General features: G+C 70.4%; 21 protein-coding genes and 1 riboswitch. Of the genes, 12 read left to right on the forward strand and 9 right to left on the reverse strand.

The window, feature by feature from the left end:
* Window positions 1–1,359 (reverse strand): L-serine ammonia-lyase (locus QRN26_RS18520; protein WP_285037855.1); only part of this gene is annotated, 1,359 nt, incomplete at its 3' end.
* A gap of 189 nt (window positions 1,360–1,548) precedes the next feature.
* Here QRN26_RS18520 and QRN26_RS18525 point away from each other — a divergent pair.
* Together QRN26_RS18525 and QRN26_RS18530 are read left to right on the forward strand one after the other, a co-directional pair.
* Entirely contained in the window at window positions 1,549–2,562 is a 1,014-nt protein-coding gene (locus QRN26_RS18525; RefSeq protein ID WP_285037856.1) for an ATP-binding cassette domain-containing protein, read from the forward strand.
* Entirely contained in the window at window positions 2,559–3,374 is an 816-nt protein-coding gene (locus QRN26_RS18530) for an ABC transporter permease (protein ID WP_285037857.1), read from the forward strand. Before QRN26_RS18525 ends, QRN26_RS18530 begins: the two co-directional genes overlap by 4 nt.
* Window positions 3,375–3,393: 19 nt before the next feature.
* Here QRN26_RS18530 and QRN26_RS18535 read toward each other — a convergent pair whose 3' ends face one another.
* The 3 genes from QRN26_RS18535 to QRN26_RS18545 all read right to left on the reverse strand — a co-directional run bounded on the left by QRN26_RS18535 (window position 3,394) and on the right by QRN26_RS18545 (window position 8,655).
* A complete protein-coding gene (locus QRN26_RS18535; protein ID WP_285037858.1) occupies window positions 3,394–6,693 on the reverse strand; it encodes an AfsR/SARP family transcriptional regulator in 3,300 nt (1,099 codons plus the stop codon).
* 29 nt (window positions 6,694–6,722) lie between these two features.
* Window positions 6,723–7,241 carry a CoA-binding protein gene (locus QRN26_RS18540; RefSeq protein ID WP_056011393.1) on the reverse strand — a complete coding sequence of 173 codons (519 nt, stop codon included), beginning with the start codon at window positions 7,239–7,241 and terminating at the stop codon, window positions 6,723–6,725.
* A 124-nt stretch (window positions 7,242–7,365) separates the two neighbouring features.
* On the reverse strand, window positions 7,366–8,655 hold the full coding sequence (locus tag QRN26_RS18545) for an O-acetylhomoserine aminocarboxypropyltransferase/cysteine synthase family protein (RefSeq protein WP_056007552.1): 1,290 nt from the start codon (window positions 8,653–8,655) through the stop codon (window positions 7,366–7,368).
* A gap of 120 nt (window positions 8,656–8,775) precedes the next feature.
* Window positions 8,776–8,839: riboswitch (guanidine-III (ykkC-III) riboswitch) on the forward strand.
* 14 nt (window positions 8,840–8,853) lie between these two features.
* On the opposite strand from QRN26_RS18545, the gene QRN26_RS18550 reads away from it, so the two are divergent.
* On the forward strand, window positions 8,854–9,177 hold the full coding sequence (locus QRN26_RS18550; protein WP_056011390.1) for a DMT family transporter: 324 nt from the start codon (window positions 8,854–8,856) through the stop codon (window positions 9,175–9,177).
* Between the two features lie 27 nt (window positions 9,178–9,204).
* Here QRN26_RS18550 and QRN26_RS18555 read toward each other — a convergent pair whose 3' ends face one another.
* A complete protein-coding gene (locus tag QRN26_RS18555; RefSeq protein WP_056778470.1) occupies window positions 9,205–10,218 on the reverse strand; it encodes a YeiH family protein in 1,014 nt (337 codons plus the stop codon).
* Between the two features lie 10 nt (window positions 10,219–10,228).
* Window positions 10,229–11,791, reverse strand: coding sequence for a dolichyl-phosphate-mannose--protein mannosyltransferase (locus QRN26_RS18560; protein WP_285037859.1), 1,563 nt, complete (start codon window positions 11,789–11,791; stop codon window positions 10,229–10,231).
* A gap of 66 nt (window positions 11,792–11,857) precedes the next feature.
* On the opposite strand from QRN26_RS18560, the gene rsmI reads away from it, so the two are divergent.
* The 6 genes from rsmI to QRN26_RS18590 all read left to right on the forward strand — a co-directional run bounded on the left by rsmI (window position 11,858) and on the right by QRN26_RS18590 (window position 18,209).
* Complete coding sequence (gene rsmI, locus QRN26_RS18565; protein ID WP_285037860.1) at window positions 11,858–12,715, forward strand: 16S rRNA (cytidine(1402)-2'-O)-methyltransferase; 858 nt, start codon at window positions 11,858–11,860, stop codon at window positions 12,713–12,715.
* Window positions 12,716–12,756: 41 nt separating this feature from the next.
* Entirely contained in the window at window positions 12,757–14,337 is a 1,581-nt protein-coding gene (metG, locus tag QRN26_RS18570; protein ID WP_056007542.1) for a methionine--tRNA ligase, read from the forward strand.
* Entirely contained in the window at window positions 14,334–15,239 is a 906-nt protein-coding gene (locus QRN26_RS18575; protein WP_285037861.1) for a TatD family hydrolase, read from the forward strand. Before metG ends, QRN26_RS18575 begins: the two co-directional genes overlap by 4 nt.
* Before the next feature lie 62 nt (window positions 15,240–15,301).
* Window positions 15,302–16,153, forward strand: a complete 852-nt coding sequence (rsmA, locus tag QRN26_RS18580; RefSeq protein ID WP_285037862.1) for a 16S rRNA (adenine(1518)-N(6)/adenine(1519)-N(6))-dimethyltransferase RsmA — start codon at window positions 15,302–15,304, stop codon at window positions 16,151–16,153.
* A gap of 9 nt (window positions 16,154–16,162) precedes the next feature.
* Window positions 16,163–17,230, forward strand: coding sequence for an L-glyceraldehyde 3-phosphate reductase (gene mgrA, locus QRN26_RS18585; RefSeq protein WP_056778459.1), 1,068 nt, complete (start codon window positions 16,163–16,165; stop codon window positions 17,228–17,230).
* A 40-nt stretch (window positions 17,231–17,270) separates the two neighbouring features.
* Window positions 17,271–18,209 carry a 4-(cytidine 5'-diphospho)-2-C-methyl-D-erythritol kinase gene (locus QRN26_RS18590; protein WP_056007530.1) on the forward strand — a complete coding sequence of 313 codons (939 nt, stop codon included), beginning with the start codon at window positions 17,271–17,273 and terminating at the stop codon, window positions 18,207–18,209.
* Between the two features lie 63 nt (window positions 18,210–18,272).
* Here the strand turns inward: QRN26_RS18590 and QRN26_RS18595 are convergent, their stop codons facing one another.
* The 3 genes from QRN26_RS18595 to QRN26_RS18605 are packed head-to-tail and all read right to left on the reverse strand — an operon-like array spanning window position 18,273 to window position 22,349.
* A complete protein-coding gene (locus tag QRN26_RS18595; RefSeq protein ID WP_285037863.1) occupies window positions 18,273–19,067 on the reverse strand; it encodes a ferritin family protein in 795 nt (264 codons plus the stop codon).
* Entirely contained in the window at window positions 19,057–21,450 is a 2,394-nt protein-coding gene (locus QRN26_RS18600) for an SDR family oxidoreductase (RefSeq protein WP_056778455.1), read from the reverse strand. Before QRN26_RS18600 ends, QRN26_RS18595 begins: the two co-directional genes overlap by 11 nt.
* Window positions 21,447–22,349, reverse strand: coding sequence for a hypothetical protein (locus tag QRN26_RS18605; RefSeq protein WP_056007521.1), 903 nt, complete (start codon window positions 22,347–22,349; stop codon window positions 21,447–21,449). The genes QRN26_RS18600 and QRN26_RS18605 overlap by 4 nt, the downstream gene beginning before the upstream one ends.
* 79 nt (window positions 22,350–22,428) lie before the next feature.
* Here QRN26_RS18605 and QRN26_RS18610 point away from each other — a divergent pair, with 79 nt between their 5' ends.
* From QRN26_RS18610 to QRN26_RS18620, 3 genes are read left to right on the forward strand one after another with little or no spacing between them, the layout of a single operon-like run.
* Entirely contained in the window at window positions 22,429–23,226 is a 798-nt protein-coding gene (locus QRN26_RS18610; RefSeq protein ID WP_056778452.1) for an SDR family NAD(P)-dependent oxidoreductase, read from the forward strand.
* The gene (locus QRN26_RS18615; protein ID WP_056007516.1) at window positions 23,223–23,927 is read left to right on the forward strand and encodes a lysophospholipid acyltransferase family protein; all 705 of its coding nucleotides are present in this window, start codon (window positions 23,223–23,225) and stop codon (window positions 23,925–23,927) included. Before QRN26_RS18610 ends, QRN26_RS18615 begins: the two co-directional genes overlap by 4 nt.
* Window positions 23,924–25,588, forward strand: a complete 1,665-nt coding sequence (locus QRN26_RS18620; RefSeq protein WP_285037864.1) for an FAD-binding oxidoreductase — start codon at window positions 23,924–23,926, stop codon at window positions 25,586–25,588. The genes QRN26_RS18615 and QRN26_RS18620 overlap by 4 nt, the downstream gene beginning before the upstream one ends.
* The last annotated feature ends 17 nt before the right edge of the window (window positions 25,589–25,605 follow it).

A 25,605-nucleotide genomic window follows, 5' to 3' on the forward strand; every position in this document is an offset into this window, starting at 1 on the left:
GTTGACCGCGAGGCCGCCCTCGCTGGTCTCCTTGTACTTCGTCGACATGTCGACGCCGGTCTGACGCATCGTCTCGATCACGGTGTCGAGGGAGACGAGGTGCGTCCCATCACCGTGCAACGACAGCCTGGCCGCACTGACCGCCGTCGAGGAGGCGATCGCGTTCCGCTCGATGCACGGCACCTGGACGAGTCCGCCGACCGGGTCGCAGGTCAGGCCGAGGTGATGCTCCATCGCGATCTCCGCCGCGTTCTCGACCTGCCGTGGGGTGCCGCCGAGCACGGCGCACAGGGCACCGGCCGCCATCGCGCACGCGGAGCCGACCTCCGCCTGACACCCGCCCTCCGCACCGGAGATGGAGGCGTTCGCCTTGAACAGCGACCCGATCGCGGTCGCGGTGAGCAGGTATCGGCGGATGCCGTCGAGCGACGCCCCGGGGACGAATCGCAGGTAGTAGCTGCCGACCGCCGGGATGATACCGGCCGCCCCGTTCGTCGGGGCCGTCACCACCCGTCCGCCTGAGGCGTTCTGTTCGTTGACGGCGAGGGCGAACGCGTGGAGCCACTCGGTCGGCAGCTCGCGGCCGCTCTCCGCCTCGGCCACGTCGAGTCGCTCGCGGACGGCGCGGGCGCGACGCTTGACGCCGAGGCCACCGGGCAGCGTGCCCGTGTCCGCGAGTCCGGCCGTGACGCACTCGTGCATGGCCGCCCAGATGGCGTCGAGGCCGGCGTCGACCGCTTCCGGGGTGCGCATGGCCTCCTCGTTCCGCCTGGCGATCGCGTCGATCGGCAGTCCGCTGTCGTCGCAGATGTCGATGAGCGACTCGGCCGTCCGGAACGGCATCGGGACGGGGTGCTGTGGCAGCGCGGACGCCGGGTCGTCGCCGTCGCGCCTGATGAAGCCGCCGCCCACCGAGTAGTACGTCTCCGAGCGGACCGGTACCTCGCTCGAGCGGTCCCAGGCGGACAGGGTCAGCGCGTTCGGGTGACCGGGGAGGCGCGTCCTCGGGACAAAGGAGACGTCGTCTCGGGAGAAGTCGACGGGCCTGACCCCGGCGAGGAGGAGGGTTCCGCCGTCCGGGTGCTCGCTCCAGGCGTGACGGACCTCGGCCGGGTCGCATCCCTCCGGGGTGAGTCCGCGGAGTCCGGCGACGACCGCGTCCGGGGTGCCGTGGCCGATGCCGGTCGAGCCGAGCGAGCCGAAGAGCGAGCACGTGACGCGGACGACCCGTCCGAGCAGCCCGTCGCGCTCGAGTCCGTGGACGAACGCCAGCGCGGCGCGCATGGGGCCGACGGTGTGCGAACTGGAGGGGCCGATGCCGATGGAGAAGAGGTCGAATGCGGACACGTATGCCGTCACTGGACGACCTCCTTCGGTACGACTGGCTCCCTCCACTCTAGGCGCGATCGGTTGCGGTCGGTCGCTGACGGCGACTGTCTGCCCCGGTCAGCGGCCGTCAGCGCCACGTGAGCGATTGGTGAGTGCCGACGAGCACACTCGTGTCCGGGTCGCCCACCGGCGGTCCGCCACGAATCGAAAGGCATCCGCATGAGCATCCGCTCCGACTGGGCGATCGAGGCCCACGGCCTCGTGAAGACCTTCGGCGACAACCGAGCGGTCGACGGCGTCGACCTCTCCGTCAGGACCGGCACCGTCTACGGCGTCCTCGGCCCGAACGGCGCCGGGAAGACCACCACCATCAGCATGCTCGCGACGCTCCTCCGTCCCGACGCGGGCAGCGCGACCATCTTCGGCCACGACATCCAGCACGAATCGCAGGTGGTCCGCCAGCTCATCGGCGTGACCGCGCAGTTCGCCTCGGTGGACGAGAACCTCTCCGCCACCGAGAACCTCGTCATCTTCTCGCGGCTCCTCGGCCTCGGCCGTGCCGAGGCGAAGCGCAAGAGCGCCGAGCTCCTCGAGGAGTTCGGACTGAGCGAGGCGGCGGCTCGTCCGCTGAAGAAGTTCTCCGGCGGCATGCGGCGTCGGCTCGACCTCGCCGCGAGCCTCATCGCGCAACCGCCGCTCATCTTCCTCGACGAACCGACCACCGGCCTCGACCCGCGGACGAGGGCGCAGATGTGGGACACCATCCGACGCCTCGTGGCGACCGGGTCGACGGTGCTGCTCACGACCCAGTACCTCGACGAAGCCGACCAGTTGGCCGATCGCATCGCGGTCATCGACCGAGGTCTCGTCGTCGCCGAGGGGACGTCCGACGAACTGAAGGCCTCCGTGGGGGAGTCGTCGCTGCAACTGCGACTGGCGGATCCGGCCGACCTCGAGGACGCCCGACGCGTCATCACGGAGGTGCTCCGGGTGGAGACGGTCGTCTCGCCCGAGGCGACCCGCATCACGGCGCCCATGCGCGACCCCGACGCCGTCACCGACCTCTTCATCACCCTCCGTGAAGCCGGGATCCGGCTCGCGGAGATGAGTGTCCAGAAGCCGACGCTCGACGAGGTCTTCCTCACCCTCACCGGACACGGCGTCGAGACCGACGACGCCGGCGCCACGTCCGACACCGATTCCTTCGACACCGCAGAGCAGGTCCACGCATGAGCACGCTCACCATCACCCCCGGCACGGACCGGTCCCTCCGGAACCACGTCAGCCTGTCGCAGACGGTCCGCAACTCCTTCACCATGGCGTACCGCGGACTACTCAAGATCAAACGGACGCCGGAGCAGCTGATCGACGTGACGATCCAGCCGATCATCTTCACCCTGATGTTCACCTACATCTTCGGCGGCGCGATCGCCGGCGACGTGGCGAGCTACCTCCCGATCATCATCCCCGGCATCCTCGTGCAGACCGTCATCACGACCTCGGTCGTGACCGGGATCCAGCTGCGCGAGGACATGGACAAGGGCGTGTTCGACCGGTTCAAGTCGATGCCCATCGCCCGGATCGCGCCGTTGGCGGGTGCACTCCTGGCCGACACCGTGCGGTACACGATCGCGACCACGCTCACCTTCGCCATGGGGTTCGTCATGGGCTACCGGCCGGAGGGTGGCCTCGGCTTCGTGGTGGTCGCCGGTCTGCTCGTCATCGTCTGCGCCTGGGCCATCAGCTGGATCTTCGCGTTCTTCGGCGTCATCGCCCGGAGCGCCAGCAGCGTGCAGGGCATCTCCTTCCTGGTGCTGTTCCCGCTCACGTTCCTCTCGAACGCGTTCGTGAACCCGGACACGATGCCATCGTTCCTCCAGGGCTTCGTCGCCGTGAACCCGGTCTCGCACCTCGTCACCGCCGTCCGCGACCTCGCGAACACGGGCACCTTCGGCTCGGACGCCTGGCTCGCGCTCCTCGGTGCTGCGGTCATCGTCGCGGTGTTCGCGCCGCTGACGGTGCGGGCGTACATGCGCCGCGCCTGAGATCGGCTCCGACGGTCGGTCAGCGCGCCGCCAGGACCCGGCTGCCCAGCAGCTCGAGGGCCCTGGCGGCGCTCTCGTTCGCGGACAGGCGGGCGACCCGTGCGGCGATGACCGTGTCGTCGACGTCGCTCAGGAGGACGTTCGCGTCCGGTTCGTGCAGGCGGCGGACGAGTGACGGGATGTCCTGCCGGGACGCGAGCCCGGCGGCGAGGGCGACGAGCTCCGCGCCGACCACCCGGACGTCGTCCTCGTCCGCACGCAGGTGCCAGCTGCCGAGGGCGAGGACGGTGGCGCCGAGGACAGGGCGGTCGAACCGTTCCGGCAGCAGGCGGCCGAGCGCGACCGTCCGGGTCCGGATCCGGCGGGCCAGACGCCCGTGGACCTCGGAGGAGGTGGTGCCGTCGAGCACGGCCGCAGCAAGGGCGGCGGAGGCGACGAGCGCGAACCAGGGCGAGCGGCGGGACTCACCGCCGCTGAAGGCCCCGAGCGCGCGGCCGTAGAGCTCGGTGCCGCGTCGGCTGTCGCCCTGGGCGCGGGCGATCTCGGCGAGGCCGGCCCACACGATCGACTCGCGTTCGGGGATCGGTGTGAAGCCCGTCGACGGCGTCTCATCGGCGAGGAAGCGGTCGAGGACCGCGGTCGCCGACGCGTAGTCGCCCCGGCCGATGTCGCCGAGCGCGATGAGCCAGTCCAGCTGGCGGAGGTCGGCCTCGGCGCCGATCGCTTCGAGGCCGGTGGCCGCCAACCCGGCCCAGTGGAGGGCGGACTCGGATTCGGCGTTCTGGCTGTGCAACTGCGCCAGCATGTGCGCGCTCATCGCAGCTCCCCAGACGTCGCCGATCGACACGGAGAGCTCGTTCGCCCGGAGCGCGGCCACCTCTGCTGATGCCGGGTCGCCCTCGTTCTCGGCCATCTGCGCCGCGAGGAGGTTGCCGACGTTGGCGACCCGAGGGTCGGGTGAGGTCCGGAACGACTGCATGAGGTCCACCGACCGATCGGCGCGTCCGGCGGCGAGCATGAGCCCGACGAGCGCGTGCATCCGCGGGTGCTCCGTCCGATGCACGCGTTCGACGCGGCGGAGCGCCCCGATCGCGCGGGCCGACGTCCGGACGTCGGTGGTGAGGAAAGTCACCGCGATGATCGCGAACGCGACCGCCGGGGCGTCACCGGTCACCGAGCCGGCGTCCTGGCGTCGGAGGACGGCGAGGACCGGCTCACCGAACGCGAGCACCTCCTGATGGGCGCTCCGGAAGGTCCAGAACACCGCGAGCGCGGCGAACAGCGGGCCGACGACGTCTGCCCGGTCGTCGGCGAGGGCCTGTCGCAGGATGCTCACGAGGGTGTCCTGTTCGAGGGCGAGGATCGCGAAGGCGTCGAGTTGCTCGGCCCCGTGCATGCGCGGCTGCATCGCGTCGGCGAGGGCGATCGCCCACCGCCGCATGGCGTCCACGACCTCCGCCTCCTCGCCGGCGTCCTGCATCGCGATCATCCCGAACTCGCGCACCGTCTCGAGCATCCGGAACCGGAGCGACCCGGTCGCCGGGTCGTCCCGGACGGTCAGGAGCGATTGTCCGACGAGCGCGTCGAGGGCGTCTGCGACATCGTCGACCTCCGGGGCGACGGCGCCGGCCGCGTCGATGCCGAACCCGTCCGGGAATCGCGACGTGCGACGCAGGACCGTCCGCTCACGCTCACCGAGGAGGTTCCAACTCCATTCGATGACCGCCTGCAGGGTCTGGTGACGCTCGGGCGCGCTGCGGGAGCCGGTGGTCAGCAGGGCGAAACGGTTCCCGAGCCGCCGTTCCACCTCCTCCACGGACATGGAGCGGGTCCGCGCCGCCGCCAGCTCGATCGCGAGAGGGAGCCCGTCCAGAGCGGCGCACAGTCGCGCCGCGGTCTCGAGCGGGATGTGGACGCCCGGGCGGGCGGCGCGAGCTCGTTCGACGAACAGGCGCACCGCCGGGCCGACCTCGTCCGGGTCGTCACCGTCGGTGTGGGCGGCGCCGAGCGGTTCGAGCTGGTAGACGTGCTCGGCCGTGATCGACAGCGGGCTGCGGCTGGTCGCGAGGACGCGGAGGCCCGTCGTCCAGTCGAGGACGTCGGCGATCCACCGGGCCGCCGCGTCCACGAGGTGTTCGCAGTTGTCCATGACGAGCAGCGTGGGACGTTCGGACAGCCGCGCGACGATGCGCTCATGCAGGTCCACGGGCAGGGCGGCGAAGGCCTCGCCGAGGCGCCGGGAGCCGGTGACGTCCCGGATGCCGAGGGCGGTGGCCACCGCGAGCGGAAGGTCCTCCGCATCCCGGATGCTGGCGAGCTCCACGAAGACGACACCCGGTGTGGACGCCGACGCGCGGCGGGCGACCTCCTGGGCCAGGCGGGTCTTGCCGAGTCCACCCGGGCCGAGGATCGTCGTCATCCGCACCTCGGCGACCAGCTCCCGGATCGCCTCGAGGTCCGTCTCCCGTCCGATGAGCTCGTTCGGCGGCGTGCGGAGCCCCAGGACGAGGCGGTCGGTGCGTTCCTGGGGTGGAGGCGGTGCTCCGTGAGCGGAGGCCGCGGTCGCCGGCTGATCGGCGCCCTCCTGCAGCAGGGAGGTGTGGGCGGCGACGAGGGCGTTCGCCGGATCCGTCCCGAGCTCGTCCCGCAGGTGGCGCCGGTGGTCCGAGAACAGGCGCATCGCGTCGGCGCGTCGGCCGCACTGCGCGTAGGCGTTGAAGAGCATCAGGTGCGTCGCGTCGTCGAGCGGTGCCGCTGCGGCGAGCGACTCCAGATCGCTGATCACGGCGACACCCTCGCCCATGTCGATCCGGCTCTGCGCCCTGACCCGGCGCAGCTCGTCCTGCAGTCGCGCCCCACGGCCGGAGAGCTCCTCGGCGAGCGGTGGGTCGAGCTCGGCGCCGGGGTCACCGGTCCAGAGCTGCAAGGCCTCCTGCGAGAGCTGCGCGGCAGCACGCGGGTCGGCGCCTCGCACCGCCGTCGACGCGGCGTCCGCGAGGGCGGAGGCTGCGCCGAGGTCGACGTCGTCCGCGCCGGCCGTGAGCCGGTAGCCGGCGGCCGACGACTCGATGAGTCCTGGCACGGCGACGGCTCGCACCCGGGACACGAGGGTCTGCAGGGCCGCCTTCGCACCGACCGGCGGGGCGTCGTCCCAGAGCGCGTCGATGAGGGCCGTCGTCGACACGGACCGGCCCTCCGCGAGGGTGAGCGCGGCCACGAGGGCTTTGGCGCGGCGCCCACCCGGTTCGACCAGCCCACCGGCACGACCCTCGACGCGGATGGGACCGAGCACGGTCACTCGAGGCGTGGACGCGGGCACCTGTCGAGCATACCCAGCGGGCGGGACGGCTACCGCAGGGTCTTGCGGGCGGTGATCTGCCCGGTGTCGAAGCCCAGCAGGTGCAGGCCGCCGTGGAAGCGGGCGTGCTCCACCTTGATGCAGCGGTCCATCACGACGTTCAGACCCTTCGACTCGCCGTACTCGGCTGCCTCCTGGTTCCAGATGCCGAGCTGGACCCAGACGGTGGGGGCGCCGACGGCGACGACCTCGTCGATGACCTGCGGGATGTCGCTCGCCTTCCGGAACACGTCGACGATGTCGGGGACCTCGGGGAGCGACGCGAGGTCGGGGTACGCGGGCTGCCCGAGGATCTCGGTCGCGTTCGGGTTGACGAAGTAGATGCGGAAGTCGCTCGACTGCTGCAGGTAGGTGCCCACGAAGTACGAGGAGCGCGCGGGGTTGGGGGAGGCGCCCACGATGGCGACGGACTTCGCTTCACGGAGCAGCTTGAGGCGGGCCTTGGCGTCCGGTCCGACCCAGGTGCGCTGGGATCGCAGGAGCTTCGCGAGGGGCGAGCTCGCCGGCAGTGAGCAGGTGAGTCCGTTGGTGAGCCGGACGGTCTCCGTCGCGTCCTGCCCGGTCACTGTCTCGTCCTGCCCGGTCACTGTCTTGCCCTGCCCGGTCACTGAGCTTGTCGACGTGCTCATGCCGTTACTCCTTCACCGCGGCCGCGAGGGCCTGGTCGAGGTCGTAGATGATGTCGTCCGGGTCCTCGATGCCGACGCTCAGTCGGACGATGCCGGGCAGCACGCCTGCATCGACGAGCTGCTGGTCGGAGAGCTGGGCGTGCGTGGTCGACGCCGGGTGGATGATGAGCGTCTTCGCGTCGCCGATGTTCGCCAGGTGGCTCGCGAGGTCGACGGACTCGATGAGTTTCTGACCGACCTGGCGACCACCCTTCACCTCGAAGCTGAAGACGGAGCCCGGCCCCTTCGGTAGGTACTTGTTCGCCCGCTCGTGGTGCGGGTGGGCGGGGAGTCCGGCCCAGTTGACGGCGGCGATGCGCGGGTCGGCGTCCAACCATTCGGCCACGATCCGCGCGTTGTCGACATGCGCCTGGATGCGGAACGGCAGCGTTTCGACGCCCTGCGCGAGCAGGAAGGCCGAGTGCGGCGCGAGCGCCGGGCCGATGTCGCGCAACTGCTCCGCACGGAGGCGGGTGAGGAAGGCGTACTCGCCGAAGTTCCCCGACCACTGCAGCCCGCCGTAACTCGGCACCGGCTGCCCGAAGAGCGGGAACTTGTCGGAGTCCCAGTCGAACCGGCCGCTCTCGACGACGACGCCACCGAGGGTCGTGCCGTGTCCGCCGAGGAACTTGGTGGCGGAGTGCGTGACGATGTCGGCACCCCACTCGATCGGGCGGTTGAGGTAGGGCGTGGCGATCGTCGAGTCGATGATGAGCGGGATGCCGTGGGCGTGGGCGACGTCGGCCAGGCCCTCGATGTCGGCGATCTCGCCGGACGGGTTGGCGACCGTCTCGGCGAAGACGAGCTTGGTGTTCTCCTGGATCGCGGCGGCGTAGTCGGCCGCGTCGGAGGACTGCACGAACGTGGTCTCGATGCCGAAGCGTCGCAGGGTGACGTCGAGCTGCGTGATCGACCCGCCGTAGAGGTTGGCCGAGGCGACGATGTGGTCGCCCTGCCCGGCGAGCGAGGCGAAGGTGATGTACTGCGCGGCGAGACCGGAGGCCGTCGCGACGGCACCGAGACCGCCTTCGAGGCTCGCGATGCGCTCCTCGAAGCTCGCGACGGTCGGGTTCGCGAGACGGGAGTAGATGTTGCCGTACTTCTGCAGGGCGAAGCGCGCGGCGGCGTCGGCGGTGTCGTCGAAGACGAAGGCGCTCGACTGGTAGATGGGCAGCGCGCGGGCGCCGGTCACCTGGTCGGGGATGTTGCCCGCGTGGATCGCACGCGTGCGGAAGCCATACTCACGATCTGCCATGCGTTCACGCTACCCGAGCACTGCGCGCGGCTCGGCCCTGCTGCAACAGAAGGACGCATTGCGCCCGACCGTCCACCACCGTGCCCAGCGCCTGCCCAGGCCGGACGCGTATCGTGACGGGCACAGCCCCGATGGGGTTGCCGGACGAGGGCGCAGTACCCGGAACGCGACAAGACTGACCACTGAGGAGTGATCGTCATGTCATGGATCGTGCTCATCGCATCGGGTGTCCTGGAGGCCGTCTGGGCCACCGCGCTCGGCAAGTCCGAGGGCTTCACCAAGCTCTGGCCCACCGTCACCTTCGGCGTGGCGCTCGTCCTCAGCATGGCGGGCCTGGCCTGGGCCATGCGCGACATCCAGGTCGGCACCGCCTACGCCGTGTGGGTCGGGATCGGTGCCGCGCTCACCGTCGGCTACGCCATGGTCTTCGGCGGGGAGGAACTGTCCGTCGTCAAGGTGCTGCTCATCCTCGGGCTCATCGGGTGCGTCATCGGCCTGAAGCTCGTGGGCGGCGAGCACTAGCCGGGAGGTTTCGGCGAGCCGCTGCCCTCAGGACAGGTGCACTGCTCCGAGCGCCAGGACGGCGATGAGGAGCCACGACCCGAGGCCGACGACGAGCGCCCGCCACCCGGTGGTGATGAGCGTCCGCACCCGGATCGCCGCGCCGAGCGCGAACAGCGCCATCGCGAGCAGCGCGGTCTGCGCGGCGTCCGCGACGTCGAGGACGACCTCGGGCACCGGCAGGAGCGTGCGGACGAGCACGGCCGCGATGAAGCCGGCGACGAACAGCGGGACGATCGGCGGTCGAGCGGTGGCGGTCCCGTCCGCGCCCCCGCCGGCTCCGGCCGACACGGTCTGGAGTCGGCGGCGTTCGATCGTCGCGGCGGCGGCGACCATGGGCGCGAGCAGGACGACGCGCGTGAGCTTGACGACCACGGCGACGGCGAGCGCGCTCGTCCCCGCGATCTGCGCGGTCGCGACCACCTGGCCGACGTCGTGCACGCTCGCACCCACCCAGTGGCCGAACTGCTCGTCGGTCAGGCCGAGCGGTCCGCGGAGCGCGGGGAGGACGAAGATCGCGAGCGTGCCGCAGAGGGTGACGAGCGCGATCGGGGTGGCCTGTTCCTCGTCCTTCGCCTTGACGACCCCGCTCATCGCACCGATCGCCGAGGCGCCGCAGATCGAGAAGCCGGTCGCGATGAGCAACGGTTCCGGGCCGGTGAGGCCGATCGCCTTGCCGAGCCACAGGGTGGTGAAGAAGGTGATGACGACGATGGCCACGGTGGTCGCCAGGGTCACCCAGCCGAGTCCGGCGATATCGACGAGGCTGAGCTTCAGCCCCAGCAGCACGACCCCGATCCGCATGAACCGCTTCGCGCTGAGTCCGAGTCCCGGCTTGAGCACGCCGCTCGCGAGCCGCTGGAAGGCCGGCAGCTGGCCGACGATCATCCCGAGCAGGACACTCGCGGTGAGGAGTGGCACGACCGGCACGAGGGTGTGCAGCCCGAGGGCGAGCAGTGCCGCGGCACCGGCGACGAGCACACCGGGGAGGGCCTTCACCACCGACCGCCCGTCAGACCCACGACGGCAACCAGGCGTGGAGGTGCCAGAACCAGTACGGGACGGTGATCGCGGTCCAGAGCGGGTACCAGAAGATGCTCAGGAGCGTGGTGATCGTCACGAACACGCCGATCACCCCGACACCGGCGACCCGGCGTTCCTCCGGATCGTCACGGGACCCGAGGATCTTCCCGACCGCGAAGACGAGCGCGAGGATCAGGTACGGCTCGAACACGATCGTGTAGAACTGGAACACCGTGCGGTTCAGGTACAGCAGCCACGGGAGGTAGCCCGCCGCGACGCCGAGCACGATGAGCCCCACCTGCCATTCGCGGTAGCGGACCAGACGGTAGACGCAGTACCCGAGAGCGACGGCTGCTCCCCACCAGATGAGCGGGTTGCCGATCGAGGTGATGGCCGAGGAGCAGGCGTCCCAGGCGCAGCCGTCGGTCCCCATCGCGGGGGACTGGTAGTACATGCTGGTCGGCCGGATCATGAGCAACCAGCCGAGCGGGTTCGCCGCGTACGGGTGCGGTGTGCTCAACCCGACGTGGAAGCCGTACGCGCTCTGGTGGTAGTGGACGAGGCTCTGGAACCAGTGGGGGACCCAGGCGAAGGTGCCGGTCCACCCGTTGCCGACGGCGTTCGCCCACTGCCGGTCATAGCCGCCCGAGGTGAGGATCCACCCCGACCAGCTCGCGAGGTACACCACCGCGGCGACCGGGACGAGGGTCAGGAAGGAGACGGGACCCTGCTTGAGGACCGCGGCGCTCGCCCAGAGGCCGAGCCCCAGGCGGCGGCGGAGCAGCAGATCAGTGACGATGACGTACAGGCCGAACGCGGCGAGGAAGTACAGGCCGTTCCACTTGACGGCCGTCGCCGCGCCGAACGCGATCCCGGCGGCGAGCAGCCAGGGGCGCCACCAGAGCACGGGACCCCAGGCCGGTTCCGCGCCACCGGAACGGCTCGAGGCGAGCTTGGCGGCGAGTCGGGACGCATGCCAGGAGCGGTCGAGCAGGATCGCACCGAACCCCGCCAGCACGAACAGCATCACGAAGTTGTCGAGCAGGGAGACCCGCGCCATCACGATCGCGTGACCGTCGATCGCGAACAGGAACCCGGCGAGGACCGCGAGGATCGACGAGGTGAACAGGCGCTTCGCGATCAGGGTCACGAGGAGCACCGCCAGGGTGCCGGCGATGACGGTGGAGATCCGCCACCCGGTGCTGTCGTCGATGCCGAAGACGGCGATGCCGAGGGCGATCAGCCACTTGCCGAGGGGCGGGTGGACGACGTACGACGGGTTCGTGCTCGGGTCACCGGCGTCGCCGTTGGCGAATCCCTCGTCCGCCCCGTCCGGCCAGGTGCTCTCGTACCCGTTCAGCCACAACGACCACGAGTCCTTCACATAGAACGTCTCGTCGAAGACGAGCGAGTGCGGGTGGCCGAGGTTCCAGAACCGGAGGACGAAGGCGAGGAGGGTGACGGCTGCAGGGCCGCCCCAGATCCACAGCTTCCGGCGGCGCTCGGTGCGGAGCATCCGCTCCCACCAACGGTCGAGACGCGATCCCGTCACGGGGGGTTCCAGGAGATCGACCGACACCGTCTCATCTAACCACCCGGCCGGTGGGAGACTGGTCCGGTGATCATCCTCGGCGCGACCCCCATCGGCAACCTCGGCGACGCGTCGCCCCGACTCCGTGAGGCGTTGGCCACCGCGGAGGTCATCGTCGCCGAGGACACCCGGACGGCGATCCACCTCCTGCGGGCGCTCGGCGTGGAGTCGCGCCCCCGGCTCATCGCCATGCACGACCACAACGAGCGGGAGCGTGCCGCCGAGATCGTCGAACTCGCCCGCGAGACCGACGTGCTGGTCCTGAGCGACGCCGGCATGCCGACCGTGTCCGATCCCGGGTTCCACCTCGTGGACGCGGCCGCCACGGCGGACGTCCAGGTCACGGCGATCCCCGGTCCGTCCGCAGTCGTCACGGCGCTCGCCGTCTCCGGGCTCGCGACGGACCGGTTCACCTTCGAGGGCTTCCTGCCGCGGAAGCCGGGCGACCGTCGGAGCGCCCTCCGCGCCCTCGTGACGGAACCACGCACGATGGTGTTCTTCGAATCGCCCAACCGCCTGGCCTCCTCGCTCGAGGACGTCGCGGCGGTCCTCGGCGGCGACCGCCGGGTCGCCGTCTGTCGGGAGCTCACGAAGCTGTTCGAAGAGGTCAAGCGCGGAACGGCCGCCGAGCTCGCTGTCTGGGCCTCGGGCGGGGTGAAGGGCGAGATCTGCATCGTCATCGCCGGTGCCGAGGCCGTCGAGGCCGATCCCGACACCGCGCTCGAGCAGGTGCTCGCCCTCGTGGCCGCAGGGATGCGCCTGAAGGACGCCTCGAACGAGGTCGCCGAGGCCACGGGCCTGTCGAAGCGCGACCTGTACCAGGCGGCCCTGGCCGCTCGCCCGCCGAAGACGGCGCCGGGCGCGGAGCGGCGCCCCACGTCGTAACAGGCACGAGCGCGGTGCCTCCTCGTCCTAGGATTGACCCCATGGCCGACGGCACCTCGTTCTACATCACCACGCCCATCTTCTACGTCAACGATGCTCCGCACATCGGGCACGCGTACACGGAGGTGGCCGCCGACGTCCTCGCGCGCTGGCACCGTCAGGCCGGCGATCGCACCTGGTTCCTCACCGGGACGGACGAGCACGGCCAGAAGATCCTGCGCACGGCGACCGCGAACGGCGTGACGCCGAAGGAGTGGGCAGACCGCCTCGTCAGCGAGTCCTGGTACCCGCTGCTCGACACGATCGACATCTCGAACGACGACTTCATCCGCACGACCGACGAGCGCCACGAGCAGAACGTCCAGCTCTTCCTGCAGCGTCTGTACGACGCCGGGTACATCTACACGGGCGAGTTCGAGGGCTACTACTGCGTCGGGTGCGAGGAGTACAAGCAGGAGAGCGACCTCGTCCAGGGCACCGGCGAGTACGTCGGCCAGCTCGTCTGCGCGATCCACTCCAAGCCCGTCGAGCTGCTGCAGGAGAGCAACTACTTCTTCCGCATGAGTGACTTCGCCGAGCGACTGCTCGCCCTCTACGAGGAGCGACCGGAGTTCGTGCAGCCGGAATCGGCACGCAACGAGGTCATCCAGTTCGTCCGCCAGGGCCTGAAGGACCTCTCCATCTCGCGCTCCACCTTCGACTGGGGCATCAAGGTCCCGTGGGACGAGAGCCACGTCGTCTACGTGTGGTTCGACGCCCTGCTCAACTACATCACCGCAGCCGGCTACGGCTCCGACGAGGAGGCGTTCGCCGAGCGCTGGCCGGCCACGCAGATCGTCGGCAAGGACATCCTGCGGTTCCACGCCGTCATCTGGCCGGCCATGCTCATGGCCGCCGGACTCGAGGTGCCGAAGCGCGTCTTCGGTCACGGTTGGTTGCTCGTCGGCGGTGAGAAGATGTCGAAGTCGAAGCTCACCGGGATCGCCCCGAGCGAGATCACCGACACCTTCGGCTCCGACGCGTTCCGCTACTACTTCATGCGCGCCATCGCCTTCGGCCAGGACGGCTCCTTCAGCTGGGAGGACCTCTCGGCGCGCTACCAGGCCGAACTCGCGAACGGCTTCGGCAACCTGGCCTCGCGCGTGCTGGCGATGGTCACCCGCTACTTCGAGGGTGTCGTGCCGCCGAGCGGCCCCGCCGAGCCTGCCGACGTCGCGATCCAGCAGACGGTCGCCCGCGCCGCCACGGACGCCGACGCCGCCATCGAGCGACTCGCCATCCAGGACGCGCTCGCCGCCATCTGGCGGATCGTCGACGAGCTGAACGGCTACATCACCGAGCAGGAGCCGTGGGCGCTCGCGAAGGACGAGGCCAAGCGCGAACGCCTCGGCACCGTCCTCGCCACGGCGGTCGAAGGGCTCCGCGCCCTGTCGGTCCTGCTGCACCCCTTCGTCCCGAAGGCGACCACCAAGCTCTGGACCGCACTCGGTGTCGAGGACGCCCTGGGTCAGCTCGGCGCGCAGCGCATCAGCGAGGTCGGCACCTGGGCTCAGGTCCCCGCCGGCACCACGGTGGCCGGGCTCGAGCCGCTCTTCCCGCGGATCGAGGCCGTCGCGGAATGAGCGGGGCCGTCGCACCGGATCCAGCCGCCACTCCGCATCTGCGGCAGCGGGAGGCGGTGGAGCGCAAGCAGTTGAGCTACCCGGAGACCCCTGGGCCGCTGCCGGTGGCCGTGTACGACAACCACACGCACCTCGAGCACGCCGACGGCGACGCGCCGCTGACGCCGACCGAGCACCTCGACCGCGCGCTCGCCGTCGGTGTCCGCGGGATCGTGCAGGTCGGCACCGACGTCGAGACCTCGCGCTGGTCGGCGGCGCTCGCGGCAAGCGACCCGCGCGTCCTCGCGGCCGTGGCGATCCACCCGAACGACGCTCCGGACCTTGACCGCGCGGGAACGCTCGACGACGCGCTGGCCGAGATCGACCGCCTGGCAGCCCAGCCCCGTGTCCGGGCCGTCGGCGAGACCGGCCTCGACTTCTTCCGCACCGAGGACGATGGCCGAGCCGCGCAGTTCGCCTCCTTCGAGGCGCACATCGCGATCGCGAAGCGGCACGGCATCGCCCTGCAGATCCACGACCGCGACGCCCACGACGAGGTCGTCGAGACCCTGTTGCGCGTCGGGGCTCCGGAGCGCACCGTCTTCCACTGCTTCTCCGGGGGCCGCGAACTCGCAGCGCTCTGTGCCGAGCACGGCTGGTACGCCTCGTTCGCAGGCACCGTGACGTTCAAGAACGCCGCCCCGTTGCGCGAGGCGCTCGAGGTCATGCCCCGCGAGCTCGTCATGGTCGAGACCGACGCGCCGTACCTCACACCGGCGCCGTTCCGCGGTCGGCCCAACGCCCCCTATCTGCTGCCCCACACGGTCCGTGGCATGGCCGCACACCTGGGCGCAGACCTCGAGGGGTTTGCGACGCAGCTCGCCACGAACACGGAGCGGGTCTACGGCTCCTGGTCCGACTGACCGGTGGGCGGCCTGGAGCCGCGGCGCGATCGGGGCCACCGGCGATCGGGGATACTGGGGGGATGACCGCTTCCGTCGCACTGCTCGGCCCCGCCGAGATCCGAGACCTCGCCACCCTGCTCGACGTGACGCCGACGAAGAAGCTCGGTCAGAACTTCGTCATCGACGCGAACACCGTCCGCAAGATCGTCTCGGTCGCCCATGTCGCGCCGGGCGACGTGGTGGTGGAGATCGGTCCGGGACTCGGGTCGCTCACGCTGGGCCTCCTCGAAGCCGACGCGAGTGTCGTCGCCGTCGAGATCGACGGTCGCCTCGCGAAGCAGCTCCCGATCACGGTGGGGGAGATGGCGCCGGGCATGATCGATCGGCTGTCGGTCGTGCACGAGGACGCCCTCCGCATCGAGGAACTGCCAGCGTCGCCGAACCGGCTCGTCGCCAACCTGCCGTACAACATCTCCGTGCCGGTCCTGCTGCACTTCCTCGAACACTTCACCTCGCTCACCGCCGGCGTGGTCATGGTGCAGGCGGAGGTCGGGTACCGACTGGCCGCGGTCCCCGGGAGCAAGGTCTACGGCGCGCCGAGCGCGAAGGCCGCCTGGTACGGGACGTGGCGCATCGCCGGGCAGGTCAGCCGCCAGGTGTTCTGGCCGATCCCGAACGTGGACTCCGTGCTGGTGGGCTTCGAACGACGGAGCGACGTGATCGGCACCGAGCAGGAGCGGGTCGAGACCTTCGCGCTCATCGACGCCGCCTTCCAGCAGCGCCGGAAGATGCTCCGCCAGGCGCTCGGCAACGTCCTCGGCAGCTCGCAGGCGGCCACGGAGCGCATGGAGGCCGCCGGGGTCAAGCCGACCGCGCGTGGTGAGGAACTCACCGTCCACGACTTCCTGTCGATCGTCCGCGCAGGGCGATAGCGTTGGTGCATGACCGCTGATGCTCGTTTCCCGCTGAACGTCCCCGACATCCACCGCCCGTACGCCGCTGCGGACGACCGCTACGCGCGGAACGACTACCGCCAGGTGGGTACCTCCGGGCTCTTCCTGCCCCCGATCTCCCTCGGCCTCTGGTACAACTTCGGCGACAACCGGCCGTTCGACGGGCAACGTGCCCTCCTCCGGCACGCGTTCGACCACGGCATCACCCACTTCGACCTCGCGAACAACTACGGGCCGCCCTACGGCTCGGCGGAGACGAACTTCGGCCGCATGATGCGCGAGGACTTCGGCCCGTACCGCAACGAGCTCATCATCTCCTCGAAGGCCGGATACGACTTCTGGCCAGGCCCGTACGGCAACTTCGGTTCGAAGAAGTACCTGACCGCGAGCCTCGACGAGTCCCTGGAGCGTATGGGCCTCGACTACGTCGACATCTTCTACTCCCACCGGGTCGACGAGGTGACGCCCATCGAGGAGACGGTCGGTGCGCTCGACGCGATCGTGCGCTCGGGGAAGGCGCTGTACGTCGGCATCTCGTCGTACTCGGCCGAACGGACCGCGGCCGCGCACGCCGTCGCCCGTGAGCTGGGGACCCCCCTCGTGATCCACCAGCCGTCGTACTCGATCCTCAACCGCTGGGTGGAGGACGGACTCACCGAGGTGCTCACCGAGACCGGGTTGGGCGCGATCGCCTTCGTGCCGCTCGCGCAGGGCCTCCTCACCGACAAGTACCTCGGGGACGGCCCGGCGGAGCGCGCCACGAACCGTCCGTCACTGCCGGACCGTCAGGTCAGCGAGGAGATGGCGACGCGGTTGCGGTCCCTCAACGACATCGCGACCGAGCGCGGCCAGACGCTCGCGCAGATGTCACTCGCCTGGGTGCTGAACAACCCGGCGATCACCTCCGCGCTCATCGGCGCCTCCCGGCCGGAGCAGCTCGACGAGAACCTCGCCGCGCTCGACGGGCCGGCGTTCACGACCGAGGAGCTCGAGGAGATCGACCGGCTCGCCGAGGGCGCGGACGTCAACATCTGGGCGGACTCCTCGGACAAGTAGGGCGGTCCGGGGCGGTTCCCGGATCGACTAACTTGGAACAATGACCACCGAGGCCATCCTCAAGCACGTGCACGTGCGCGCACCGGGGAAGATCAACGTCTTCCTGAAGGTCGGCGACGTGATGGACGACGGCTACCACGACGTCGCGACCGCCTACCAGGCGATCTCCCTGTACGAGGACGTGCACGCGTACCCGGCCGACGACTTCAGCGTCTCGTTCTCGGGGTCCGTCGACGTCTCCGGGGTGCCGACCGACACGAGCAACCTGGCCATCCGCGCCGCCAAGGCGCTCGCGAGGCGGACGGGGTTCCGTGGCGGCGTGCGCCTCGAGATCGAGAAGCACGTCCCGGTCGCCGGCGGGATGGGCGGTGGCTCGGCGGACGCCGCAGCCACCCTGCTCGCCTGCGACGCCCTCTGGGGCACCGAGCGCAGCCGGGACGAGCTCCTGGCCCTGGCCGCGCGTCTCGGCGCGGACGTGCCGTTCGCGTTGCTCGGCGGGACGGCCGTCGGCACCGGTCGCGGCGACCAGCTGAGCAGCGCGCTCGCCAAGGGGCAGTTCGAGTGGGTCCTCGCGCTCGCCGACTTCGGGATGTCGACGCCGCTGGTCTACCAGGAGCTCGACGCGCACCGCGCCCGCCACATCCTCGACATCTCGCCGTCCGGTCGCCAGCCGACCGTCGACGCGGCGGTGCTCCAGGCGCTTCGGGCCGGCGATGCCCACCTGCTCGGCGACGTCCTCTACAACGACCTGCAGGCCGCCGCGTTGCAACTGCGGCCCGTGCTCGGCGAGGTCCTCGAGTTCGGTGATTCGCAGGGTGCGCTCGGCAGCCTCGTGTCGGGCTCCGGTCCCACCATCGCCTTCCTCGCCGCGGACACCGACGACGCCCTGGAACTGCAGGTCACGCTCGCCTCGTCCGGGCTGAAGACCATCCGGGCACACGGGCCGGTCCACGGCGCCCGCATCGTCTCGCAGAGCTGAGGCATACCTCCGCGAACGACGGAACCCCGGTCGGATCATCGACCGGGGTTCCGTCGCACGGGCTCAGGCCGCGACGCCTCGCACGCGGAGGGAGTTCTCGATGATCGTGAGCCCCTCCATGCCGGGCAGCTTCGCGATGTGACCGTCGATGCGGCGCACCTCCGCCAGACCCTCCTCGTCGCCGAACAGGTGCCCCATGACGTGGGTGACCTCGGAGTCGGGCATGACGCCGGAGCCCACAGGGCCCCACACCTTGCGGAGCAGGAAGCGGGTGAGGCGGCGGGCGCTCTTCGACGACTCGAGGCGGGCCCTGGCCTGGCTCGCGTAGAACGCCACGTGGCGGGTCTCCTGCTTCGCGATCCGCTTGAGGAGCACGGAGAGCACGGGGTGCCGCTCCAGCTGCGCGAGGCGGGTGTACGCGGCCGTGGCGGACCACTCGTTGGCCGCACCCCAGCTCATGTGCACAGCGATGAAGTCGGTGCCGACGAGGTTGCCGAGGATCGACTGCTTGATCGGGTCGAGGCGGTCCTTCCAGCCGAGCTTCAGACGGGTCGCCTTGAGCTCGTCGAAGTCGACGGTGATGTCGTGGGCGGCCAGGACGGCGGCGAGCGCCTCACCGTGCCAGAACTCCTCACGGTTCCACATCGTCATGAACGCGCCGACCTCGTCGTCCTCGTGGGACGGCGTCATGAGCATGTCGCGGAGGTAGCAGACCGTGTGGTACTCGATGTCGCACATGTACCGCAGGCTGCGGAGGGTGGAAGCGGGGAGCGGATTCGTCTTGAACTCGTCGAAGTCGAGGTCGCTCCAGTTCACCGAGACGCTCGTCTCAGTGAACTTGTCGATGTCAAACGCCATGTGCGTTGGGGCGGTCGGGGATCGTGTCCTCGGCCGTCCGCTCTCCTCTCGGCTGTGCGGGGCGCGGTGCGCGGGTCAGTTCGTCTTCGGAGCGGACGCCCCCGGTGGTTCGTGCCCATTCTCGCACCGTCCACCGGCCGGCCTGCGCCAGCTGGTAGAGGGTGTGGTCGGGGTTCACGGCGACGGGATTGCCGACCAGCTGGAGCCAGGCGGCGTCGGCGTGGGAGTCGCCGTACCCGTAGGAGTGGGCGAGGTCCATCCCGTGCTGCTCCGCGTACTGCGTGAGCCAGGCGCCGCGGGCCTCGTCGACGAGCGGCGGGCTGTCGAGGTACCCCGTGAGGCGACCGTTCTCGGCGTGCATCGCGCCGGCGACGACCTCGTCGAAGAATGGGGCGAGGGGAGCGGCCATGAGGTCGATCGTGCCCGTCACGAGGATCGTCCGGTGACCGGCGGCGCGGTGCGCGGCGATCTGTTCGAGCGCCTGGGGGAGCAGTCGCGAGCGGACCGCCTTGCCGAACCCGCCTCGGACGAGCTGCTCGAGCTGCGCCACGTCGACGCCCTCGTAGCGACGCATGAAGGTGCGGATGAATTCGCCGCGATCGCGGAGCTCGGCACCGATGTAGCCGGGCATCGACGCGCCGAGCGCGGCGATCTCGATGGGCCACCGCGAGCGCGAGGTCGCGGCGAGCCGCAACCACAGGTACTGCTCGATGAGGTTCCAGGCGAGCACCGTGCCCTCGAGGTCGAACACCGCGAGGACGTCGTCCCGCACGGGGAGGATCTTCTGCTGCTTCGCCGCGCCGGCCTTGCGGTTCGCGAACGCGCGGGTCAGCGTGGTGACGGCCGGGAAGTGGATCCGCTGGAAGTAGTCGTCCCAGTCGATCGTCGTGACGTCGAAGCCGCGGTCCGCCTGCTGCTCAGGGGTGAGCGAGGCGTGGAGCTCGCGGGTGCGACGGTCGTCGAACACGATCTCGCTCTGGACGTACGAGCGGTAGAGCCCCGTGAAGTCGCGGAGCGACCCGAGGTCGCTCGACGCCTTGCGGATGCGGTCCTGCCAGCCGCGGGTCCGCGCGTTGGCCGGGAGGTGCGACACGATCCGCCCCGCGGCGCTCGTGGCCTTCTGCCGGCGGTCGATGGAGCGCTCGATGGCGCGGCCGCCGGGGAAGTTCCAGGTCGGCACGCTGATGTCGCCGGCGTCGGCGGGGATCGGGTGCTCCGTGAAGTAGCTGTGCACGTTCGCGTACATCTTGTGGAACGGCAGCGGGTTGCTCGCGCCGGAGCTCACCTGGAAGTAGCGCGGGGCGGCGGGCTCCGGAGGGGTCTCGGCCGCGGCGAGGATGGCGTTCACGACGAAGTCGACGGGGATGATGTCGAGGACGCTGTCCGGCAGGCCGGGGAAGTCGGGCAACTGGCCTCGGCCGTAGGCGATGATCAGCGGATCCGCCACCTTGTAGCCGTCGATCCAGCCGGGGAACGGGTGCGCGAGGGCGCTCTCGATGATGGAGGGGCGGACGAAGGACAGTCGGTTGCCCGTACCGGCCCAACGCTCCTCGGCGACGCGTTCCGCCATCGCCTTCGTGAAGGTGTAGACGTCCGTCCAGCCGAGGCTCTCCGCCCTGGCACGACCGTGGGCGACGAGTCGGGCGTCGACCCAGGCGATCCGTGCGGCCTCCGCGGCGGTCGAGACCGCCTGCGGGCCCGCCTTGCCGTGGTCGCGGCGAGCGGTCTGCATGAGCTTCCGCAGGACCTCGGGCCGGCGGGAGGACTCCTCGGCGCGGACCCGGGCGGAGCGTGCCGCCTCGGCCTCGGCGCGCCAGTCCACGTCGTGCACGAGGCTCCGCTCCGGCTGGATGCCCTTGCGGGTCCCACCGACGTAGGCCGTGGACACGTGGACGACGTGCGGGGTCGCGCCGCTCTTGGCGAGCGCCGCGTAGAGGGTGGTCGCACCCCCGACGTTCGTGGCGAAGGCCTCGTCGATCGGCGGGTCGAAGGAGACGGTGGACGCGCTGTGGATCACGACGTCGAGATCGGACGGGAGCGCCATCTCGTCGAGGCCGCCCTCGATGACGTTCACCCGCTCGGCGACGATGGCCGAGGCCGCCTCGGTACCGACGCGCTCGCGCCAGGCCTTGAACACCGGCTTCCGGAGGAGGGTCTGCAGTCGATCGCTCCCGCGGACGGACCCTTTCTTGCGGATCAGCAGGCTGACCCGGGTGGTGGGGTGGTCGGCCAGCAGGCGCTCGAGCACGGCCTGCCCGAGGAAGCCGGTGCCGCCCGTGACGAGGACGTGGGCGCCGTCGAGTGCGCTGGGCGAGGCGGACGGTGCCGGGCTCGCGGTCGGCTCCGGCTGCGGAGCCTCGTCGGGGGTGGTGGCGTCGGTCATCGGTTCTCCTCGGTGCTTCCGTGGCGTCCACGGTGGGCGAGCTTGGCGGCGAGATGGAGGCCCGACTGACCGGGGAGCGCGTCGATGGCCGCGTCGATCCCGATCACCGCCGGGTCGCTCCAGGTGGCGGTACTGCGGAACACGAGTGCGGCGAACCGAGCGGTCTGCCGGGCACCCGTCACGTCTGATCCCGTCGGCCAGACGGCGGAGCGGATGCGGCGGCGGGTGATGCCCTGCGCGCGGGGCGACGCGGCGAGCCGGTCGCCGGCCTGGGCGCTGAAGAACTCCAGGTGGCGTGCCTTGGTCTCGAGGATCTCGTCGATGAGGCGGTCGAGGCCGGGGTGGGCGGCGCGCTCGCGGACGGCCCGGTAGGCCGCAGCGGTGATGAGGTCGTCGATCGTCCCGATCGTCATGTGCCACGCGATGATGTCCTCACCGAGGACGTTCGCGATGAGGGCCTGACCGATCGGGGTGAACCGGTCGCTCACACCCCGGAGGGTGCGGCGGAGCCCGGTCGCGCGGACCTTGACCCGCGGCGTGCCGTTCGCCTTGAGCACCGTGTCGATGGTGTCGGTGATCCAGTACTTCTCGTACGCCCAGGTGATGAGGAACGCGGTCACCCTGGCGTCCTTGTGGGTCGGCGTCACGAGCACGCCGCGCAGGTACTGCATCGTCGCGCGCTCGATGTCGGAGAGGGCCCGGAGCAGCGCGACCGTCTCAGGGGAGAGTGGCGTGGAGGAGAAGTCCTCCGCCTCGATCTCCTTGCGACGACTGCCGACCGCCGAGGTGGCGTAGTCGCGGACGCTGAACCCGTGGGCGGGGCGCAGCATGGCGCTCTCCTGCTCGACGTCGTCGAGGGCGGCGGGTGCTGCTGGGCGCGGCGATTCCCGGTTCACCATGGCGTCTCCGTTCCGTGACGATCCGACCTCATCACTGTAGCTTGCAACGATACGCAACGCGTAGCGTATTCTGATCCACATGGCTACAGCTCTCGTCACCGGTGGGACCTCCGGCATCGGTGCCGCGTTCGCCACGGCGCTCGCCGGGCGGGGCTTCGACCTGGTGCTCGTGGCACGCGATGCACAGCGTCTGGAGGCGTCGGCCGAACGGCTCCGCGCGACCGGACGCACGGTCGAGGTGATCTCCGCCGACCTCTCCGACCGCGCCGACGTCGCACGACTCGCCGCCCGCATCGAGGACGCCGCAGCGCCGATCGACGTCGTCGTCAACAACGCCGGCTTCGGGGTGCACGCACGGCTGACGGATCCCGACACGAGCGAGCTCGACAACGCGATCGAGGTCATGTGCCGCAGCGTCGCCGTGCTCTCGGGCGCCGCAGCCCGAGCCATGCGGGAACGCGGCGGCGGCACCATCCTCAACGTGTCGAGTACCGCCGGCTTCATCACCACCGGCGGGTACTCGGCGGTCAAGGCCTTCGTGACGACCTACACCGAGGCGCTCGCGGTCGAACTCGCCGGCACCGGCGTGCACGTCACGGCGCTCTGCCCGGGCTGGGTCCGCACCGAGTTCCACGACCGCGCCGGCATCAGCACCCGTTCGATCCCGTCCGGTCTCTGGGTCGACGTCGACCGACTCGTCGCCGACGCCCTCCGAGACGCCGGTCGTGGCGTCGTCGTGTCGATCCCGAGCCTCCGGTTCAAATCGCTCATGGCCCTCGTCAAGTTCGCGCCCCGATCCTCGATCCGATGGATCTCGGGCCGGATGTCGTCGAGCCGTCGTGCCGCGAACGCCGCCCAGTCAGGAGCCCACCGATGACCGCAGAGCCGCGGTTCACCTCATCCCTGCACGCGAACGCGCGCTTCGTGGCCCAGCGCCTCCTGCTGAAGCCGCTCGTGTGGTCCTTGACGCGTGTGCGCGTCACAGGCCGCGAGCGTCTCACCGGGGTGGACGGTCCGTTCATCGTCGTCGCGAACCACCAGTCCCACCTCGACGCGCCGCTCGTCGTCGGCGCCATGCCACGACGACTCTCGCGCTTCCTCGCCGCGGGTGTCGCTGCGGACTACTTCTTCGACGTCCCCGCCCGCCGACTGTTCGCGGCCCTGTTCTTCAACGCCTTCCCGGTCGACCGCTCCGGCGACCGCAAGCGGGCCGGTGTGTCGAGGGAGCTGCTCGAGAGCGGCGTCCCGATCCTCATCTTCCCCGAGGGCGGCAGGTCCCGGACGGGAGAGCTCGGCCGCTTCAAGCCCGGCGCCGCGGCCCTCGCGACCCGTCAGGGCATCCCCTGCCTCCCGGTCGCCGTGCTCGGCACCCACGCCGCGATGCCCAAGGGCCGGAACTGGCCCGTCCCCGGACGGCCGCCCGTCAGCGTCGTCTTCGGGCGACCGATCCACCCGCAACCGAACGAGACGCCCGTCCAGCTCATGGACCGCGTCGTCGCCGAGATCGTGGCCCTGCGTGCCTCGGTCGAGCCGGAAGCACACCTGTCGATCGACACACCACGAAAGGAAGCCGGATGACGTCTGTGGAGCACATGAAGTGGTGGGGCTGGGGTGTCGAGGGTGTCGCCTTCGAGCACAGCAACAAGCCGGACTTCGCGCCGTTCGTGAAGCAGGCCGTCGGCCTCGACCTGAGGAAGCCGGCGCAGTCGCACCTCAGCTTCGACGAGCTCACCGTCCCGGCCTCGCGCGCGACCGAGGAGTTTGTCGCCGAGCTCTCGCTGCTCGTCGGGCAGGGCCACGTCACGGCCGATGACGAGGAACGCGTCGTCCACACCTACGGCAAGAGCATCCGCGACCTGCTCCGGATCCGTGCGAACGACCTTCCGCGGACGCCCGACCTCGTCGTGTACCCGGCCGATGAGGCCGAGGTCGCGTCCGTGGTCGCGGCGGCCGTCGCCGCGGACGCCGTCATCATCCCGTTCGGTGGCGGAACCAACATCGCAGGCTCGCTCGACCCGCAGCCGACGGAGGAGCGGGTCATCATCTCCCTCGACCTCGGCCGCCTCGACCGCGTGCTGTCGATCGACGAGGGCTCCGGCCTCGCCACCATCCAGGCGGGTGCGCAGGGACCGTCGATCGAGGAACAGCTCGGCGCCAAGGGCTGGACGATGGGCCACTTCCCCGACAGCTTCACGCACTCGACCCTCGGCGGTTGGGTCGCGACGCGCTCCTCGGGCATGCAGTCCGACAAGTACGGCGACATCGCCGACATCACCAAGGGCCTGCGCATGGTCCGGCCGAACGGGATCGTCGCGATCCGTCCGGTTCCGAGCGCCTCCACCGGACCGAGCGTCCGCGAGATGATCATCGGCAGCGAGGGCCGCCTCGGCATCATCACCGAGGTCACGGTGCAGGTCCACCGCACGCCGGCGGTCCGCGAGGTCCTCGGCTACTTCTTCCCCACCTGGGAGGCCGGACTCGCCGCGATGCACGAGATCGCGGAGAGCGACGCCAGCCCGTCCGTCACGCGCGTGTCGAACGCCCGGGAGAGCGGCTTCTCGCTCGCGACCCGCAAGGCCAGCACCGGCGTCTCGGCGCAGGTCACGAAGGGCCTCATGAAGGTCCTCACGGCCCGTGGCTGGGACCTGGAGCAGCTGTGCCTCTCCTTCATCGGCTACGAGGGCAGCGCCTCGCACGTCCGGTACGAGAAGGGCCTCGTCGGCTCGATCGTCCGGAAGCACGGCGGCATGGGCGTCGGCAAGGGCCCCGGTGCCCTGTACGACCAGAAGAAGTTCGACACCCCCTACCTCCGCGACTTCCTGCTCGACCGCGGCGCGGCGGCAGACGTCTCGGAGACGGCCGCACCGTGGTCGCGGCTGCAGGAGGTCTACGACGCCGCGAACGACGCCGCCAACGCCGCCTACGACAAGCTCGGCGTGCACGGCTGGATCATGTGCCACCTCTCGCACTCGTACCACTCGGGTGCCTGCCTGTACTTCACCTTCGCGTTCATCACGGGAGAAGACCCCATCGGTGAGTACGAGCAGGTCAAGTCGGCCATCCAGCAGGCCTTCGTCGACCACGGCGGGACCCTGTCGCACCACCACGCGGTCGGCGTCGAGCACGCTCCGTGGATGGAACAGGACATCTCGAGCGAGGGCGTCGCGATCATGCGTGGCCTCTTCGAGAGCGCCGACCCGGGATCGAACTTCAACCCCGGCAAGATCCTCGCCGACTGAACTCGGCCCGGGATCGC

It is taken from the genome of Plantibacter sp. ME-Dv--P-095 (assembly GCF_030209365.1).
Taxonomy (GTDB): Bacteria; Actinomycetota; Actinomycetes; order Actinomycetales; family Microbacteriaceae; genus Plantibacter.

Coding starts and splice junctions, on each gene's coding strand:
- QRN26_RS18525 (WP_285037856.1), top strand. CDS start 1,549: ATGAGCATCCGCTCCGACTGGGCGATCGAGGCCCACGGCCTCGTGAAG.
- QRN26_RS18530 (WP_285037857.1), top strand. CDS start 2,559: ATGAGCACGCTCACCATCACCCCCGGCACGGACCGGTCCCTCCGGAAC.
- QRN26_RS18545 (WP_056007552.1), bottom strand. CDS start 8,655: ATGGCAGATCGTGAGTATGGCTTCCGCACGCGTGCGATCCACGCGGGC.
- QRN26_RS18550 (WP_056011390.1), top strand. CDS start 8,854: ATGTCATGGATCGTGCTCATCGCATCGGGTGTCCTGGAGGCCGTCTGG.
- metG (WP_056007542.1), top strand. CDS start 12,757: ATGGCCGACGGCACCTCGTTCTACATCACCACGCCCATCTTCTACGTC.
- QRN26_RS18575 (WP_285037861.1), top strand. CDS start 14,334: ATGAGCGGGGCCGTCGCACCGGATCCAGCCGCCACTCCGCATCTGCGG.
- rsmA (WP_285037862.1), top strand. CDS start 15,302: ATGACCGCTTCCGTCGCACTGCTCGGCCCCGCCGAGATCCGAGACCTC.
- mgrA (WP_056778459.1), top strand. CDS start 16,163: ATGACCGCTGATGCTCGTTTCCCGCTGAACGTCCCCGACATCCACCGC.
- QRN26_RS18590 (WP_056007530.1), top strand. CDS start 17,271: ATGACCACCGAGGCCATCCTCAAGCACGTGCACGTGCGCGCACCGGGG.
- QRN26_RS18595 (WP_285037863.1), bottom strand. CDS start 19,067: ATGGCGTTTGACATCGACAAGTTCACTGAGACGAGCGTCTCGGTGAAC.
- QRN26_RS18600 (WP_056778455.1), bottom strand. CDS start 21,450: ATGACCGACGCCACCACCCCCGACGAGGCTCCGCAGCCGGAGCCGACC.
- QRN26_RS18605 (WP_056007521.1), bottom strand. CDS start 22,349: ATGGTGAACCGGGAATCGCCGCGCCCAGCAGCACCCGCCGCCCTCGAC.
- QRN26_RS18610 (WP_056778452.1), top strand. CDS start 22,429: ATGGCTACAGCTCTCGTCACCGGTGGGACCTCCGGCATCGGTGCCGCG.
- QRN26_RS18615 (WP_056007516.1), top strand. CDS start 23,223: ATGACCGCAGAGCCGCGGTTCACCTCATCCCTGCACGCGAACGCGCGC.
- QRN26_RS18620 (WP_285037864.1), top strand. CDS start 23,924: ATGACGTCTGTGGAGCACATGAAGTGGTGGGGCTGGGGTGTCGAGGGT.